The organism is Nocardioides sp. YIM B13467 (genome assembly GCF_042788075.1).
Lineage (GTDB): Bacteria > Actinomycetota > Actinomycetes > Propionibacteriales > Nocardioidaceae > Nocardioides.
This window is the reverse complement of record NZ_JBHZPJ010000046.1, coordinates 3,399,614-3,413,294: the sequence shown is the minus strand read 5'-3', so window position 1 is coordinate 3,413,294 and position 13,681 is coordinate 3,399,614. Positions and strand designations below refer to the sequence as shown.

The following is a 13,681-nucleotide window of genomic DNA, read 5'->3' as shown; positions in this document are numbered from 1 at the left end:
TGTGTCCTCTCGTGTTGCGGTGGGGTCAGGTGTTCAGTTGTCGGTGCGGTAGCGATCGAGCTTCTCCGGATCGATCTCGACCCCGAGGCCGGCACCAGGACGTACGGCGAGCTCGCCGTCGCGGATCTCGAGCGGCTCGGTGAGCAGGTCATCGGCCATGTCGAGGAAGTTGGAGAGCTCACCGGCCCGGCGGGAGGTGAGCCGGTGGGCCGCACCGAAGGCGATCGAGCAGGCGCTGCCGAGCTGGCCGTCGATCTGGTTGCCCATCACGACCTCCACCCCGAGGCCTTCGGCCAGATGCAGCACCTGCTGCGACCCGGTGAAGCCGGTGCGCGCGGTCTTGATGCTGATCGCGGTGGCGGAGCCGCCGAGCACCTCGCGGGTCACGTCGGCCGCCGTCGGGACCGACTCGTCGGCGATGAACGGCACGTCGACCTGGCTGACCAGCCAGCGCCGCCCGAGCACGTCGTCGGCGGGGTTGAGCTCCTCGGCGAAGAGCAGGTCCAGGTCGGCCATCTGCTTCATCGCACGGGCGGACTCGGCCGCGGTCCAGCCGCGGTTGCCGTCGACGTACAGCTCGATCTCGGCGCCGAACCGCTCGCGCAGCGCACGGACGACGGCAGTGTCGAGCTCGATGGGGGAGCGGCCGACCTTCACCTTGAACGTCGAAATCCCGTACGTCTCCCGCATCCGCTCCGCCTCGGCGACCATCGCCTCGGGGGAGTCGAAGCCGAGCATGTGGGAGACCCGCATCCGGTCGGTGAAGGCACCGAGCAGGTCGACGACCCGCAGGTCCAGGGTCTTGCCGAGGGCGTCCCACATGGCCATGTCGACGGCGGCCTTCGCGGTCGGGTTGCCGACGGTGCGCTCCATCAGAATGCGGGCGGTCTCGCGCTCGAGCAGGGTGAGCCCGGCGAGCTGCGGGGCGAAGAGCTGGTCGATGACGGCGATGATCCCGTCCTGCGTCTCGCCGTAGGTGAACGGCCGCGGCGGCGCCTCGGCGACACCCACGACACCGTCGTCGGTGTGCACCCGGACGAGCACGTGCTGGGCGGTGTGGACCTCGCCGGAGGCGAAGCGCAGCGGCTTGCGGTAGGGAATGGCGAACGGGATCGCCTCGACCTTGGTGATCTTCAAGATTGGACTCCGAATCGGGGAGCTTCCAGACGGGGTGCGGTGAACAGGTCGGCGGCCTCGAGGACCTCGATGACGGCGTCGACGACGGGGTTGTCGTCGTCGGTGCGGTAGGCGAGGGAGAGCTCGACGCTGCCCGCGTCGAGCAGGTCGCGGAAGATCACCCCCTCCAGCGGAAGGGCCCGGACCGAGGCCGGGACGACCGCGACGCCGAGGCCCGCGGCGACCAGCGCCAGCAGGACCGCGGTGCTCGGCGCCTCGTGCTCGCGGCGCGGCACGAACCCGGCCTCGCGACAGCTGCGCAGGACCGCCTCGTTGACCGCCGAGTCGCGGGCGCTGTAGGCCACGAACGGCTCGGTGCGCAGGTCGGCCAGGGCCACGACGGGCTCGACGGCGAGCCGGTGGTCGACGGGGATGGCGAGCGCTAGGGGCTCGACCTCGAGGGTGCGCAGGGTCAGCCCCTCGCCGGTGGCGGGCGGGCGCAGTACGCCGAGGTCGAGCGCCCCGCTCTGCAGACGCTCGCACTGGGCCGGGGTGAGCAGGTCGGCGTGGATCTCGAGCGCCACCTCGGGCAGCTCGCGCTTGACCACCCGGGCGATGCCCGGCAGGTGCGAGAACGAGGCGGTGCCGGTCAGTCCCAGGCGGACCAGGCCGTGGCGGCCGGCCCCGATGCGGCGTACGCCTCGGACGCTGTCGTCGACGGCGGCCAGGACCCGGGCGGCCTCGGTGCGGAGGAACTCGCCGGCCGGGGTGAGGGCGACCTGCCGGGTCGTCCGGGTGAACAGGGTGACGTCGAGCTCGGACTCGAGCTGGCGGATCGCCTGGGAGAGCGCCGGCTGGGCGATGTGCAGCTGCGCCGCGGCCTGCCCGAAGTGGCAGGTCTCGGCGACCGCGGCGAAGTACCGCAGGTGGCGTAGCTCCATGAAGCGCTCCTCACGAGGTGGTGATGACCGCCACACTAGGTCTGCGATAGATAAACAACAAGGACGAAACTGCCGCCTATTGATTGATTCGGATGATCAATGGGTGCCTAGGTCGGAACTGGGCATTCGCCTGGTGTGACGGTCGCCACCTCTTGCGAAGGTGTGGTGACCGTCACCCGTTGGAGGCATCACATGACCGCACCACTCACCGAGAGCCTGGGCCACATCGAGGACGTCCTGTCGGACGCCGTGGTCGAGGACCGCGAGGCCGGGATCTACCGCGCCAACCGCCGGATCTTCACCGACGAGGAGGTCTTCGAGCTGGAGATGAAGCACATCTTCGAGGGCAACTGGATCTACCTCGCCCACGAGAGCCAGGTGCCCAACCCCGGCGACTACTTCACCACCTACATCGGGCGACAGCCGGTGATGATCACTCGCGGCAAGGACGGCGAGCTGCACTGCATGATCAACGCCTGCGCCCACCGTGGCGCGATGCTGTGCCGGCGCAAGACCGACAACCGGATGACCCTGACGTGTCCGTTCCACGGCTGGACGTTCCGCAACGACGGCACCCTGCTCAAGGTCAAGGACCCCGACGACGCGGGCTACCCGGAGAGCTTCAACACCGAGGGCTCCCACAACCTCACCCACGTGGCCCGCTTCGACAGCTACCGCGGCTTCCTGTTCGGCTCGCTCAACCAGGACGTACTGCCGCTGGAGGAGCACCTCGGCGACACCGTCAAGGTGATCGACATGCTCGTCGACCAGTCGCCCGACGGGCTCGAGGTGCTGCGCGGTTCTTCCACCTACACCTACGACGGCAACTGGAAGGTCCAGGCGGAGAACGGCGCCGACGGCTACCACGTCACCGCCACCCACTGGAACTACGCGGCGACCACCTCGCGTCGCAACACCGGCGAGTCGAAGAACACCACCAAGACCGTCGACGCGGGCAGCTGGGGCAAGGCGGGTGGCGGCTACTGGTCCTACCCGAACGGCCACCTGTGCCTGTGGACCTGGGCGGCCAACCCCGCCGACCGGCCGCTGTGGGACCAGATGGACGTGCTCAAGGAGAAGTTCGGCGAGGCCAAGGGCGAGTTCATGGTCAAGGGCTCTCGCAACCTGCTGCTCTACCCGAACGTGTATCTGATGGACCAGTTCTCGACCCAGATCCGGCACTTCCGCCCGATCTCGGTCGACAAGACCGAGGTCACCATCTACTGCATCGCCCCGAAGGGCGAGGCACCTGCGTCGAGGGCCTGGCGGATCCGGCAGTACGAGGACTTCTTCAACGCCTCCGGCATGGCCACGCCCGACGACCTGGAGGAGTTCCGCTCCTGCTTCCTGACCTACCAGGCCTCCGCCGCGCCGTGGAACGACATGAGCCGCGGTGCCGAGCACTGGCACACCGGACCCGACGAGGTCGCCGAGGCGCTGGAGATGCCCGGCGTCATCTCGGCCGGCGCCAAGAACGAGGACGAGGGTCTCTACCCGGTCATGCACGCGCAGTGGGCCGAGCAGATCCGTGCGGCCATCGCGAACGAGAAGGGGAAGTGATCATGACGATCACCCAGAACGCCGCCGGCGCGAAGCTCATCACGCAGAACTCGATCGAGCAGTTCCTCTACCGCGAGGCGCGCTTCCTCGACGACCGCGAGTACGAGTTGTGGCTCGAGTGCTACGCCGACGACGTCGTCTACTGGATGCCCTGCTGGGACGACGCCGACCTCCTGACCGAGGACCCGCAGACCGAGATGTCGCTCATCTACTACCCCAACAAGGGTGGCCTGGAGGACCGGGTCTTCCGGATCCGTACGGAGCGGTCCTCGGCCACCTCGCTGCCCGAGCCGCGTACGTCGCACAACATCAGCAACGTCGAGGTGATCGAGCGCCGCGGCGACCTGGTCGACGTGCGCTTCAACTGGCACACCATGTACTTCCGCTACAAGACCGTCGACCCCTACTACGGCACGTCCTTCTACACCATCGACTTCTCCGGCGAGCAGCCGCTGATCCGCCGCAAGACCGTGGTGCTGAAGAACGACTACATCCACCACGTCGTCGACATCTACCACGTCTGAGGCGCCGCGATGACTGCAACAGAGACCGAGCCTGCGACCGGGGTCGCGACCCATCAGGTGGCCCTCTCCTTCGAGGACGGGGTGACCCGGTTCATCACCGTGCGTGAGGACCAGACCGTCGCCGACGCGTCCTACCGGCAGCGGATCAACATCCCGCTGGACTGCCGCGACGGCGCGTGCGGGACCTGCAAGGCGCTGTGCGAGTCGGGGGAGTACGACGGCGGCACCTACATCGAGGACGCGCTCTCCGAGGCGGAGGCCGCCGAGGGGTACGCCCTGCCGTGCTCGATGAAGCCGCGCTCGGACCTCGCGCTGCAGATCGCCACCACCTCGGAGGTCGCCAAGACCGGTGCCGCGAGCTACACCGGCACCGTCGTCGGCCTGGACCGGCTGAGCCCGACCACGGTCGAGCTCTCCATCGACATCCCCAACCGCGGCGAGCTGGCCTTCCTGCCGGGTCAGTACGTCAACATCGCCGTGCCTGGCACCGAGGTGACCCGCTCGTACTCGTTCGCGAACGCCCCGCACGAGGAGCGGCTCGTCTTCCTGGTCAAGCTCACCCCGGGCGGCGCGATGTCGACCTGGCTGACCGAGCGCGCGGCCGTCGGTGACGAGGTCACCTTCACCGGGCCGAACGGCTCCTTCTTCCTGCGCGAGGCACGCCGGCCGGTGCTGATGCTTGCCGGTGGCACCGGGCTGGCGCCCGTGCTCTCGATGCTGCGCCAGCTCGAGGTCGACGGCTGCGACCGCGGCGGCCGGCTGGTCTACGGCGTCAGCACCGACGACGACCTGGTCAAGCTCGACGAGGTCGGTGAGCTGGTCTCGCGGCTGCCCGGGTTCAGCTGGGACCACTGCGTCTCCGACCCCGCCTCGACCGCGGCCAACAAGGGCTACGTGATGAGCCTGATCGGCGGCGACGACCTGCACGACGGCGACGTCGCGATCTACCTGTGCGGCCCACCGCCGATGGTCGAGGCGGTGCGCACCCACCTCGCCGACACCGGCATCGAGCCCACCGGGTTCTACTACGAGAAGTTCGCCCTAGCAGTCCCCGCCGAGGCGTCAGCGGCGTCGGCCGAGACGTCGCCCGCGTCGGCCGAAGCGTCACCTGCGCCCGTCGAGCTGGAGACCCACCCGGACGCGCGGGCCATCGCGGGGCAGGAGATGCTCCCGGCGCTCGACCTCGGGCCGAGCGGATCGGCTGCCGTGGCTCGCGACGACGGCGATGTCGTACGCCGGATCGCCGGTCAGCTGGTCGCGCCGGACGCGCTCGAGGGAACCGGCGGTGTCGTGCTCGAGGACGACGGTCTGACCGTGACCAACAGCGCCCGGCGGATCGGTGGCCAGGAGGTTTTCCCGGCCGGTGATGACCTCTCGGCCGACGCGACTGACGCCTCGGTCGATGGGGGAGACGCCTCCGCGCTGCGCGCGGTTACTCCCTCGCTCGGCGCGAGCGGACGAGCAAGCTCGCCGCTCGACCTCGCTCCGGTCGTCTCGACGACGGCGGACGGCTACACGATAGGTGAGGAGCACCCGGACATCTCCGCGTCCGATGCGATCTTCGAGGCCCGGGCGGCGCTGGAGGTGGGAGCACTCGATCTGACGATCGGACGGCTCGACTCCCAGCAGCTGGCCGGTTACCGACTGCTCGCCGAGTCCACCCTCCCGTACGTCGAGGGCGACCGGTTCCTCGACGCCCACGGCTACACCGAGTCGAACGCGGCCTTCCACGACTACCTGTTCACCCTCACCGGCAACAGCCACCTGCTGGCCGCCTACCAGGCGCTGGGGGTCAAGGGCCGGATGGAGGACGTGCTGCGCAACGCCACCTGGTGCCACCCGCGGTGCACCCAGGACCACCTCGACATCGTCGAGGCCTTCGAGCGCGGTGACCGGGCGGCCGCCCGCGAGCTGATCAAGACCCACAGCGAGCGGTCGCAGGAGACGATGCGGCGCGCGATGGCCGAGTCGGCCGCCGCGAGCAGGCCGCGGTTCATCACCCCGGGCCGGTTCGCCGGTCAGGTCGTGGTCGTCACCGGGGCCGCCCAGGGCATCGGCGCCCAGGTGGCCCGCCGGGTGGCCGCGGAGGGCGGAATGGTCGTCCTCGCCGACCGCTCCCCGCTGGTCGCCGAGGTCACCCACGAGCTCACCGGCCAGGGCGCGAGCGTCAGCGCGGTCGAGTGCGACCTCGAGCACTACGAGGGCGCGGCCGCGCTGGTGGCGCGGGCCCTGGAGACGTACGGCCGGATCGACGTGCTGATCAACAACGTCGGCGGCGCGATCAACTTCAAGCCGTTCACCGAGTTCACACCCGAGCAGATCGACGCCGAGATCACCCGGTCGCTGATGACCACGCTGTACGCCTGCCGGGCCGCCCTGCCGGGCATGGTCGAGCGCGGGCACGGCGTCATCGTCAACGTCTCCTCGGCCGCGACCCGCGGCATCCACCGGATCCCGTACTCCGCGGCGAAGGGCGGGATCAACGCGATCACCGCCTCGCTCGCGCTGGAGTACGCCGGCTCGGGTGTCCGGGTCACCGCGACGGCCCCGGGAGGTACGGAGGCTCCGCCGCGCCGGATCTCCCGGGGCACACCACAGCCGCGTACCGAGACCGAGAAGGCGTGGTTCCAGGCCCACATCGACCAGACCCTCGAGACCTCACTGATGCACCGCTACGGCACGCTCGACGAGCAGGCCGCCGCGATCTGCTTCCTCGCCTCCGAGGAAGCCTCCTACATCACCGGCACGGTCCTTCCCGTCGCCGGCGGTGACCTCGGCTGAGCCACCAGGTCCTCTCTCGGGGCCGTCCCTCCCTTCGCGAGCACGCTCGCGTCACCCATGGAGATCACCCATGCCCGACAACACCGAAAACACCGATGAAATCACTCGGGCCAAGACCGGGCGCCAGCTCGCCTGGGTCGTCGCGCTCTCCGCGCTGGCCCTGATGTTCGACGGCTACGACCTCGTGGTCTACGGCACGGTGCTGCCGACCCTGATGGCCGATCCATCCCAGATCGGGCAGCTCTCCGCGGGCCAGGCGGGCACGCTGGGCAGCTATGCGCTGGTCGGGGTGCTCGTCGGCGCGCTGAGCGCCGGTGCGGTCAGCGACCGGATCGGCCGCCGGAAGGTCGTGCTCGCCAGCATCACCTGGTTCTCGCTCGGGATGGCCGCGACCGCGTTCGCCCAGTCGATCGCCGTCTTCGGCATGCTCCGCTTCCTCACCGGCATCGGGCTGGGTGCGATCCTGGCGACCGTCGGCGCCCTGGTCGCGGAGTTCGCGCCGCCGGAGCGGAAGAACCGGCTCAACGCGATCGTCTACAGCGGCATCCCCGCCGGTGGCGTGGCCGCCTCCGTGATGGCGCTCATCATCGATCCGAGCGGCTCCAACTGGAGGATCCTGATGGCGATCGGCGCCGCCCCGCTGGTGCTCCTGCTGCCCTTCGCGATCGCCAAGCTGCCCGAGTCGCAGCTGTGGCTCGACTCCCGTGGCCGGGTCGCGTCGACCACCGCCCAGGAGGCGGTCGGCTTCAGCGCCTTGGCCCGCCGCCCGCTCGCGTTCCCGACCCTGGTGCTCGGGCTGATGAGCTTCTCCGGTCTGCTGCTCACCTACGGCCTGAACACCTGGCTGCCGAAGATCATGGAGGACAACGGCTACGGCAAGGGGTACGCCCTCACCTTCCTGCTGGTGCTCAACGGTGGCGCCATCTTCGGCGGTCTCCTCGCCTCGTACGTCGCCGACCGCACCGGGGCCAAGAAGGTGGTCTCGACGACATTCGTGCTCGCCGGCCTGATGCTGTTGCTGCTGCCCCTCGGGCTGCCGCTCGCCGTCCTGTTCCCGGCCGTCGCGATCGCGGGCGTCGGCACGATCGGTACGCAGGTGCTCATCTACGGGCTCGTCGCCAACTACTACCCGACCCGGGCCCGTGGCGCGGGCGTCGCGTGGTGTGCCGGGTTCGGCCGGCTGGGCGGGATCGTCGGACCCATCATCGGCGGCGCACTGGTCGCCGCCGGGGTGGGCGGCACCACGGCCTTCCAGATCTTCGCGGGCGTCGCGCTGCTCGGTGCCGTCGTGGCCGTGGCGGTGCCGCGATCCCCCGAGGAGACCGTCGTGAGCGTCACGCTCGACGACGGCGTACCGGCCTGAAGGGGGCCTAGGGTGTGACCGTGCTCATAGAACGAGCTGGGTGTGTCGGTCGCGAGGAGGAGCTCGTCGAGCTCACCTCGCGGCTGGCTCTCACCCGCACCTCCGGCTCCGCCGCCGTACTCGTCCTCGGCGACCCGGGGCTGGGGAAGACCGCGCTGCTGCGGGGCCTGGCCGACCGGGTCGCGACGCCGGCGCTGACCGCCCGCGCCGGTGCGTGGGAGCAGGACTCGCCCGGCGCGGTGCTACGCCAGCTGCTCGGTACGGAGCCGCCAGTCGCCCCGGTCGCCGCGGCCGATGCCCTGGTCGCGCGAGCCCTTGCCGGGTGTGCCGACGAGCCCGGACTGATTCTGGTCGACGACGCCGACCTCGCCGACACGTTCTCGCTGCAGGCGATCGCCTCCGCGCTGCGCCGGCACCGCGACGCACCGGTGCTCGTGGTGCTGGCGGCGACCCGCAGCACCGCGTTCCTCGGCGAGATCGCCGCCGAGACCGTACGCATCGAGGGGCTGGACGCGGCCGCGATCGGTGAGCTCGCGTCGCTGCGCGGGCGGGTCCTGCACCCGTCGATGGCCGAGGTCCTCACCCGCCACACGGCGGGCAGCCCGCGCGACGCGGTCGCGCTGCTCGACGAGCTGCCGCCGACCCGCTGGGCACGGCCCGACACCCAGCTGCCCGCCCCGGTCCACGTACGCGACGAGGTCCAGCTCGCCCTCGCTGGCTGCGGAGCCGCCGGACGTGGGCTCGCCGAGGCCTTCGCGATCCTGGGAGAGGACGCGTCGCTGGGCCAGGCCGCGGCCCTCGCCGGGCTCGAGGACCCGCTCTCCGCGGTCGACGCGCTGGCCTCGGCCGGGCTCGTGGAGACGACCCGCGACCACCGCCCCCGATGGCGTACGCCACTGGTCGGCGTCGCCGTGCTGGCCACGATGGGCGCTCGCCGGGCCGCCGACGCGCACCAGCGCGCCGCCGCGATCGTCGACGACGAGGTCCGCCGGGCCCGGCACCTCGTCGCCGCCACCCCGCTGCCCGACGCCGAGCTCGCCGACGAGGTCGCCCGGCTGGCCCAACGGCGCGGTGACGAGGGCGCCTGGGCGGAGGCCGCGGCCCTCTACCGCGACTCCAGCCGGCTCACCGAGGACCCGGTGCGGCGAGACGACCGGCTGATCCGCTCCGTCGACGCGCTGGTCGCGGCGGGCGACGGCATGGGCGCCGCGGCGCTGGTCCCCATCGTCGAGAGCCTGCGCGAGACGCCGCTGCGCGACGCGGTGCTCGCCTACCTGGCGATCCTGCGCGGCCGCGCCTCCGAGGCCGAGGTGCGGCTCAAGCGCGCCTGGGACATCGTCAACGCCGACCGGGAGCCGGAGACCGCCGCGCTGATCGCCACCCGGCACGTGCTGCACTCGCTGGCGCTGTGCCGGGGCGACGAGCTGGTCACCTGGGCCGACCGGGCGATCTCGCTGGCCGGCCGGGACTCGGCGGCGGGCGTCGAGGCGGCAGCGATCCGCGGGCTCGGGCTGGCGATGGCAGGCCGGTTCGAGGACGCCCACGAGGCGTACGCCCTGGCCGCCCGCCGCGTCGGGCACAGCGCCCAGACCCAGCGGGTCACCATGGGCCGCGGCTGGCTCGACGTACTCTCCGACGAGCCCGACGAGGCCCGCAGCCGCCTGGAGGGGGTCACCGACCCACGGGTCCTCGGCGGCTCGACCCGGATCTCGATGTGGGCCCTGGCCTGGCTGGCACGGGTGCAGTTCCTGACCGGCGAGGGCGACGCCGCCCTGCAGACGGTCGCGGCCGGGCGGGCGCTGGCCGCCGAGTCGGGCATCGCCCTGGTCACTCCGCTGCTGGAGTGGACGGCCACCGAGACCCACCTGCTGCGCGGCAGCTGGGAGGAGGCCGCCCGCACCGCCCGCGCCGCGGAGATCGGGGCGCAGGGCTACGAGATCATGCGCGTGCCCGCGTTGTTGGCCCGTGCCCACATCGCCGAGGCCCGCAGCGACTTCCGTGCCGTCCTCCGCATCCTCGAGCCGCTCACCCAGGCCCCGGCCGGCAGCGCGCTGACCGAGCCGGCCATCTGGCCCTGGGCCGAGACGTACGCCGCCGCGCTGATCGCGGAGGGCAGGCTGGAGGAGGCCGACGACTTCCTCCGCCCCCATGAGACCCGCGCCCGTGAGGAGCAGCACCGCTCCGCCCAGGCCAGGCTGGCCACCGCCAGGGGCCGCTGGCACGGCGCCCGTGGCGACCTCACCGAGGTCCGGGACACGTTCGACCGCGCGCTCGGCCTGCTCGACGGGCTGCCGCTGCGTTACGAGCGCGCTCGGGTCACCTTCGCCTACGGCCAGGCACTGCGTCGCGCCGGCCGCCGCCGCGACGCCGAGGCGCTGCTCTCCTCCGCGCGCGACCTGTGGGACGGGATCGGGGCGCTGACCTACGTCGACGCCGCCCAGCGCGAGCTCCGCGCCGGGGGAGTGCGGGCGCCGCGCGGCCAGCGTGGCCCGGTGGACCTGACCCCGCAGGAGGAGACCGTCGCCCAGATGGTCGCCTCGGGGCTCTCCAACCGCGAGGTGGCCGCGCAGCTCTTCGTCTCGCCCAAGACCGTCCAGTACCACCTGACCCGCATCTACGCGAAGCTCGGCGTCCGCAGCCGGACCGAGCTCGCTGCGATGGCGGCCGAGCCGACGGAGGAGCCATGAGCACCGATCTCGACGTCCGCGAGCCCCGGGCCGGTCTGCGGCGCGACCTGGGCCGTCACGAGCTGGTCAACGGCTTCATCGGCTTCCTGTTCTCCTGCACCGGCCCGGTCGCGGTAATCCTCGCCGTCGGCCAGGGTGCCGGGCTCTCCGCCGGTGTCGTCGCCTCCTGGGTGAGCGCGGTCTTCTGCCTCAACGGGGTGCTGACGATCATCGCCTCGCGCTGGAGCCGGCAGCCGCTGGTCTACTTCTGGACGATCCCCGGCACCGTGGTCCTCGGCCAGGCGATGGCCGCCGGCACCACCTGGCCGGAGGCGGTCGGCGGCTTCGTCATGGCGGCGCTGCTCCTGGTCGCGCTGGGTCTGACCCGGCAGGTCGACCGGGTCATGCACCTGCTGCCGATGCCGATCGTGATGGCGATGGTGGCCGGTGTCTTCCTCCGCTTCGGCACCGACCTGGTCCTCGCCGTCGACCGCGACCTGGCGGTCGCCGGACCGATGGTCATCGCCTTCGTCGCCGTCAGCGCGGTCCCACGGCTCGCCCGTTGGCTCCCGGCGGTGCTGGTCGCGCTCGCCGTCGGAGCGGTCGCGGTGAGCCTCGCCGACCGACCGGCCGTCGAGGTCTCCGGCCGCTGGGTGATCGAACCGGTCTGGACCACGCCGGCCTTCACCGGGTCCGCCTTCATCGAGCTCACCATCCCTCTGCTGATCACCGTTCTCGTCGTCCAGAACGGCCAGGGCATGGCGGTCCTGCGGGCCGCCGGTCACGACCCGCGGATGAACCAGGTGACCGGCTGGTGCGGGGTGACCTCGCTGGTCGCAGCCCCGTTCGGCGGTGTGTCCACGTGTCTGGCCGGGCCGACCAACGCGCTGGTCACCGCCTCGGGCGAGCGCCGACGGCACTATGCCGCAGCGATCTGGTGCGGCGTACTCGCGATCGGGTTCGGCCTGCTCGCCCCCGGCATGGTGCGGGTCATCACCACCATGCCGGAGGCGTACGTCGCCGTGCTGGGCGGCCTGGCCATGCTCAAGCCGCTCCAGGGCGCCTTCCAGACCGCCTTCAGCGGGCCGTACGTCACCGGCGCGCTGGTCACCTTCCTGGTGACCGTCGCCGACATCACCGTCTTCAACATCGGCTCCGCGTTCTGGGGGCTGGTGGTCGGTGTCGCGGTCAGCGTGCTGCTCGACCACGACAGCCGAAACAACAGCAGGGAGAAGTCATGACCACCACCGACACCACCTACCCCGATGCGACGATGCGCTACGGCGCCACCGCACGGCAGGTCGCCGACGTCTTCGAGCCTGCGCAGGCGACCGACTCGCTCGTCCTTCTGCTCCACGGCGGGATGTGGCGCGACTCCGACCGGATGCGCACCTGGTCCGCCGGCCGGGCGCTGGCGGAGGCCGGTCATCTGACCGCGACGGTGGAGTACCGGCACGGACCCGGTCAGTGGCGGCAGGCCTTCGAGGACGTCGAGACCGCGATCGAGTCGATCCAGCTCAGCGGCCGGGAGTGGACCATCCACAACGACGCACCCCGCCGGATCACCCTGGTCGGACACTCCTCCGGCGGCCAGCTCGCCCTGTGGGCGGCCTCCCGGGCAGGCACCCTCGTCACCGGCGTCGTGGCCGTGGCCCCAGCCGCCGCGCTGGCCGCGATGAGCCAGGAGGGCCTCGGCGACGGCGCGGTCGAGGAGTTCCTCGGCGGCACCCCGTCCGAGACGCCCGATGCATACGCCGCCGCCGACCCGCTCGGTCTCGCGCCTCAGGTCCCCGTGCGGATCCTGCACGGCGCCGCCGACATCGTGATCCCGCTCGAGATCTCCGAGCGCTACGCGACAGCACACCCCGGCGTACGTCTGGAGGTGGTCGACGATGCCGACCATGCCGCCTGGGGCGACCCGACGTCGACGGCCTGGCCGCACCTGCTCACCGCGGTCAGAGAGGTCTGACGACGACGTCGTCGGCCTTGTCGCCGACGCCGGGGTAGAGAACCAGGATCAGGAGTACGCCGACCACCAGGCCCACGAGCTGCGCGAGGATGAACGGGGCCACCGAGCCCGGCGCGATTCCGGCGAAGGTGTCGGAGAAGATCCGGCCAATGGTGACCGCCGGGTTGGCGAACGAGGTGGAGCTGGTGAACCAGTAGGCGGCGCCGATGTAGCCACCGACCGCGGGCGCGGCGAGGGCGCCGCGGTCGCTGCGTACGAGGGCGAAGATCAGGGCCACGAGACCGGCGGTGGCGACGATCTCGGCCACGAAGTGGCCGCTGGTGGCGCGGTCCTTGGTCGAGATCGCCTGGTCGACGTCGAACATCACGTTGGCAAGCAGTGCGCCACAGATCCCTCCCGCGATCTGGGCCACGGCGTAGGCGCCGACCTCGGCGAGCGAGAGCCCCTTCCCGGCGCGGCGGCCCAGCGAATTGCCTCGGGCTTCGCTTCGGCCCAGGAACCAGTCGGCCAGCGAGACCACCGGGTTGAAGTGCGCCCCCGAGACGGGGCCGAACATCAGGATCAGCGCGGCCAGTCCGAAGACGGTCGCCATCGAGTTCTCCAGAAGCTGCAGGCCGACGTCGTCGGGGGAGAGCTGCTCGGCGGCGATGCCCGAGCCGACGACCACGGCGACGAGCAGGGCAGTGCCCAGGAATTCGGCCAGCAGTCGGCGCGGGAGGGAAGAGATCACGCTCGCATTCTTGACGTTCGACGATTGCTCA

10 protein-coding genes are annotated in these 13,681 nt (G+C 71.3%); 7 read left to right on the top strand and 3 right to left on the bottom strand.

The window, feature by feature from the left end:
- Positions 1-33 precede the first annotated feature (33 nt).
- Both ACFX43_RS23550 and ACFX43_RS23545 read right to left on the bottom strand, forming a co-directional pair.
- Complete coding sequence (locus ACFX43_RS23550) at positions 34-1,137, bottom strand: mandelate racemase/muconate lactonizing enzyme family protein (protein ID WP_378836049.1); 1,104 nt, start codon at positions 1,135-1,137, stop codon at positions 34-36.
- A complete protein-coding gene (locus ACFX43_RS23545; RefSeq protein WP_378836045.1) occupies positions 1,134-2,057 on the bottom strand; it encodes a LysR substrate-binding domain-containing protein in 924 nt (307 codons plus the stop codon). The genes ACFX43_RS23550 and ACFX43_RS23545 overlap by 4 nt, the downstream gene beginning before the upstream one ends.
- Before the next feature lie 192 nt (positions 2,058-2,249).
- Here ACFX43_RS23545 and benA point away from each other — a divergent pair, with 192 nt between their 5' ends.
- The 7 genes from benA (at position 2,250) to ACFX43_RS23510 (ending at position 12,920) form a co-directional block, all read left to right on the top strand.
- Complete coding sequence (gene benA, locus ACFX43_RS23540) at positions 2,250-3,617, top strand: benzoate 1,2-dioxygenase large subunit (RefSeq protein ID WP_378836040.1); 1,368 nt, start codon at positions 2,250-2,252, stop codon at positions 3,615-3,617.
- Positions 3,618-3,619: 2 nt separating this feature from the next.
- Positions 3,620-4,141: a benzoate 1,2-dioxygenase small subunit gene (gene benB / locus ACFX43_RS23535; RefSeq protein WP_378836036.1), complete on the top strand. Its 522-nt coding sequence runs from the start codon at positions 3,620-3,622 to the stop codon at positions 4,139-4,141.
- A gap of 9 nt (positions 4,142-4,150) precedes the next feature.
- A complete protein-coding gene (gene benC, locus ACFX43_RS23530) occupies positions 4,151-6,922 on the top strand; it encodes a benzoate 1,2-dioxygenase electron transfer component BenC (protein WP_378836032.1) in 2,772 nt (923 codons plus the stop codon).
- Between the two features lie 70 nt (positions 6,923-6,992).
- The gene (locus tag ACFX43_RS23525; RefSeq protein WP_378836026.1) at positions 6,993-8,285 is read left to right on the top strand and encodes an MFS transporter; all 1,293 of its coding nucleotides are present in this window, start codon (positions 6,993-6,995) and stop codon (positions 8,283-8,285) included.
- A 20-nt stretch (positions 8,286-8,305) separates the two neighbouring features.
- The gene (locus tag ACFX43_RS23520) at positions 8,306-10,972 is read left to right on the top strand and encodes a LuxR C-terminal-related transcriptional regulator (protein ID WP_378836023.1); all 2,667 of its coding nucleotides are present in this window, start codon (positions 8,306-8,308) and stop codon (positions 10,970-10,972) included.
- On the top strand, positions 10,969-12,192 hold the full coding sequence (locus ACFX43_RS23515; RefSeq protein ID WP_378836018.1) for a benzoate/H(+) symporter BenE family transporter: 1,224 nt from the start codon (positions 10,969-10,971) through the stop codon (positions 12,190-12,192). Before ACFX43_RS23520 ends, ACFX43_RS23515 begins: the two co-directional genes overlap by 4 nt.
- Positions 12,189-12,920: an alpha/beta hydrolase family protein gene (locus tag ACFX43_RS23510; RefSeq protein ID WP_378836014.1), complete on the top strand. Its 732-nt coding sequence runs from the start codon at positions 12,189-12,191 to the stop codon at positions 12,918-12,920. The genes ACFX43_RS23515 and ACFX43_RS23510 overlap by 4 nt, the downstream gene beginning before the upstream one ends.
- On the opposite strand, the gene ACFX43_RS23505 is transcribed toward ACFX43_RS23510, so the two are convergent.
- Positions 12,907-13,650 (bottom strand): aquaporin, encoded by a 744-nt coding sequence (locus ACFX43_RS23505; RefSeq protein ID WP_378836010.1) that lies wholly within the window; start codon positions 13,648-13,650, stop codon positions 12,907-12,909. The two genes, ACFX43_RS23510 and ACFX43_RS23505, sit on opposite strands and share 14 nt — an antisense overlap.
- Positions 13,651-13,681: the final 31 nt, after the last annotated feature.

What these genes read in the sequence shown, in the direction of transcription:
- ACFX43_RS23545 (WP_378836045.1), bottom strand. Translation starts at nt 2,057, where the DNA reads ATGGAGCTACGCCACCTGCGGTACTTCGCCGCGGTCGCCGAGACCTGC.
- benA (WP_378836040.1), top strand. Translation starts at nt 2,250, where the DNA reads ATGACCGCACCACTCACCGAGAGCCTGGGCCACATCGAGGACGTCCTG.
- benB (WP_378836036.1), top strand. Translation starts at nt 3,620, where the DNA reads ATGACGATCACCCAGAACGCCGCCGGCGCGAAGCTCATCACGCAGAAC.
- benC (WP_378836032.1), top strand. Translation starts at nt 4,151, where the DNA reads ATGACTGCAACAGAGACCGAGCCTGCGACCGGGGTCGCGACCCATCAG.
- ACFX43_RS23525 (WP_378836026.1), top strand. Translation starts at nt 6,993, where the DNA reads ATGCCCGACAACACCGAAAACACCGATGAAATCACTCGGGCCAAGACC.
- ACFX43_RS23515 (WP_378836018.1), top strand. Translation starts at nt 10,969, where the DNA reads ATGAGCACCGATCTCGACGTCCGCGAGCCCCGGGCCGGTCTGCGGCGC.
- ACFX43_RS23510 (WP_378836014.1), top strand. Translation starts at nt 12,189, where the DNA reads ATGACCACCACCGACACCACCTACCCCGATGCGACGATGCGCTACGGC.